3 protein-coding genes are annotated in these 3037 nt (G+C 64.0%); 1 reads left to right on the top strand and 2 read right to left on the bottom strand.

The annotated features are described in order from the left end of the window. Nucleotides 1–287: 287 nt before the first annotated feature. A complete protein-coding gene (locus KDH09_11305; protein ID MCB0220274.1) occupies nucleotides 288–1139 on the bottom strand; it encodes a SpoIID/LytB domain-containing protein in 852 nt (283 codons plus the stop codon). Between the two features lie 81 nt (nucleotides 1140–1220). Continuing rightward, the gene (locus KDH09_11300; protein MCB0220273.1) at nucleotides 1221–2399 is read right to left on the bottom strand and encodes a hypothetical protein; all 1179 of its coding nucleotides are present in this window, start codon (nucleotides 2397–2399) and stop codon (nucleotides 1221–1223) included. A gap of 106 nt (nucleotides 2400–2505) precedes the next feature. On the opposite strand from KDH09_11300, the gene KDH09_11295 reads away from it, so the two are divergent. Further along, nucleotides 2506–3037, top strand: a 532-nt coding sequence (locus tag KDH09_11295; protein MCB0220272.1) for an SDR family oxidoreductase, incomplete at its 3' end; no start/stop codon positions are given.

Genomic DNA, 3037 nt, shown 5'->3' with positions numbered 1-3037 from the left:
TTCTTTTCACACCCCTCTCCCGCCGCGGACCCTGATGCGGCGGGGCGCCTGAGGGGAGTGACAAAGCCACCCGGCTCGCCCGTTGCGCCTCCCCGCCGCGTGCCGGGCACGCCGGTCGGGGGGCTTTCCTGAGAGCCGGCCGCTCCCGCAGGAGTGGGATCGGCCAGCGGGGGAGATCGTATCAAGAAACCGGCTGGCTGTCCAGCCAGTTTTGTTTCCGATGCGATACCACCACCAAAATAGTGTAGGGGCGGGGTCTACCCGCCCCTACACGAGATGGTCCAGCTTCAATAGAGTTCGCAGGAATCGGTGCCGGGATAGTAGGTGGAGAGGATCTGCCGGTAGCCCACGCCCTCGAGGGCCAGGCCGCGGGCGCCCCACTGGCACATGCCCACGCCGTGGCCGGCGCCGCTGCCCAGGATGCGCACGTGCCCGCCTTCGAGCCGCACCTGGAAGGTCAGGCTGCGCAGCACCGTGGCCCCCAGCGCGCTTCGCAGGTCCTTACCGCTTACCTCGTAGGAACCGGCGTCGGTCTCGATCCCCAGGGAGTCCACGCGGTCCGAGCCCTCGCGCCCGTGGGCGAGGATCTCCGTTACGTGGCTGCCGCGCACGCCAAGGCCCGAGAGCTTTTTGAGAAAGGCGCCTTCGTCGAAGTCCTCGGTCCAGAAGTAGTTGGGCCCCTCGGCGCTCCACGGACTCTTCACGCGCCTCAAATACGGAACGCTCTTTCCCCAGAGCACCGAGGCGTCCTCGGTTTCGCCGCCGCTGTTGGAGTGAAAGACCGCCTCGATGGGCTCGCCCTCGTAGCAGACGCCCTCGCCCTTCGTTGCGCGCACCGCCTGCGCCACGCCCGAGCCCGGGTCCACCGGCTTGGTCGAGAACACCTGGTGCCCGGTATCCGAGCCCACATCCCAGCCGCGCCCGGCCTTTCGCGCCTCGCGCATGCGGACGATCGCGTAGGTCCGCGATGCCACCGCCTGCGCCTTGAGCGTCTCCAGCGGCCAGTCGGGATAGACCTCTTCCGAGACCACGCCGAGCACGTAGCGCTCCAGACCGATCTTCCTGATCCCCGAGGAAGTCTTCACGCGGATCGTGGGCTCCCCGGCCAGAACGGGGACGACGATCAGGAGCAGCAGCATTGAAAGGAAAGCAGCGCGCACGATTGCACCGAAGGGATGGCTCTCACCGGGTTGGGAGTGTACACCAATCGGGACGGAGTTTCAGCTATCGGGTTTGTAGATGCTGAACGCCTCTGAATACGGCTGGAAATAGGTGATCCCGAAATCCCGCCGGACATAGGGCAGCAGCATGCCGTTGAAGCGATCAACATCGTGTTTTTCACTGAACGGGTAGCGAACCGAGTAGGGATCGGCTGCCGCGCGCTCCCAGCGCTCGCGCAAGTGGGTGAGCCGGCAGTCGGCGCCAACCCGCGAAACGACCCGGTCGAGCAAAGCATACGCCGGCCGGTAGTCGGATTCGAACGGGAAGCGTGGCTCGAAGAACTTGCGAGCACTTGCAGCGGAATCAATGCCCTTCATCAATGCAGAACAAACAGCGGGCGACCCCGGCACGAAGATTTTCGCCAGTACGTCGGGCGGCGTCCACAGCGAAAAGAGCTTTTCCATTGAAAATACGTAACGGCGAATCTGAAAACGCTGGGCCTCGTCCAGCACTTTCCATTCGAATTCCGGCAGTGCCTCACGGGCGGCAAGCGAATCATGCAATCGGGCCTCAAAGCCCAGTTCGGCACTGGCAATCGTGGCGCCAATCAGGGTTTCCGTCGAGTAGGCGAGCATCGCCAGGTGCCGTGTTTCCGCCAGCGCCTCACGCAGCCGTCCGTTGATTACGCCGCGCGCAAGATGAACGCGCGCCTGTCCGGTCAGCGCCGACCAGCGCGGATGTGGGATCGATACCTGACCAACGTCGGGATCTTCGCCAAGCAGGGCCGCCGCGGGGCTGCTCCGAAGCAGTTCCCAGTGGTCGAACCCTGATAGCTTCCCGATCCAGGACGTATCCACTTCCATGGCGGCGAGTTCGTCAAGGCGCTGCGTCCACTCGCCGACTTCGCATTCGTCGAGAAAGGTTTCCAATGATTCGGGCAGGATGATCCATTGATCCTCGGGCGCTTGCGGCGGCAGATAGTCGTCATATTCGCCGTCCGGGTCCTGCCAGCGAAGGCGTGGGTTCAGGAACGGCCCTGCGTCATGCTCGTTTCCGTATTCGGGAAACACACCCTTGCGCCGTACGAAGTTCCGGTCTGCGAGGAAGTCGTCGAGATGCGCATCGATGCTGGCACGAAACTTGTCGATTTTGTCGGTGTCGGTAATCGAAGAAAGGGCCTGCGCGTAAAGCACAAAGAAGACCGCCAAGGCAACCGGAAACGCGGCAATCGCCATCACGATTCGCTTTCGTTTCCTGCAACCACCCATTCGCCCACTCTATCCCGTAATGCTGCCACGCACCATCACCCAACATGCTACACTCGCCCCCGCACGGGAGGCTCTCATGCTCAAGAATCAGGTCATTCTCATCACCGGTTGTTCCTCGGGAATCGGGCGCGCGCTCTCGCTGGAGCTGGCCGCGCGCGGGCACCGGGTCTATGCCAGCGCCCGCAGGCCCGAGGCGCTCGAAGATTTGAAGAGCAAGGGCATCGATGCCGTGGCGCTGGATGTCAACGACGGCGAGTCCATCAAGGCCGCCGTGCACCTCATCCACGAAGACGCAGGCCGCATCGACATGGTGGTCAACAACGCAGGCTTCTCCCTGGTGGGACCGCTCGCCGAGGTCGACCTGGCCGACTTCCGGCGCGAGCTGGAGACCAACGTGGTCGGCCCGGTGGCGCTGGCCCAGGCGGCCATTCCCCATATGGTCAAACAGGGCAGCGGCCGCATCGTCAATGTGGGCAGCACCGTGGGCATCCTGCCCACGCCCTTTGCCGGCGCCTACTGCGCCAGCAAGTCGGCCATTCACATGCTCAGCGAAGTGATGCGCATCGAGCTCGCCCCCTTCGGCATCGACGTCATCCTCGTCGCCCCCG

It is taken from the genome of Chrysiogenia bacterium (genome assembly GCA_020434085.1).
Classification (GTDB): domain Bacteria; phylum JAGRBM01; class JAGRBM01; order JAGRBM01; family JAGRBM01; genus JAGRBM01.
Note: the sequence above shows the minus strand (reverse complement) of the source record. Positions and strands in the feature narration are given on the sequence as shown.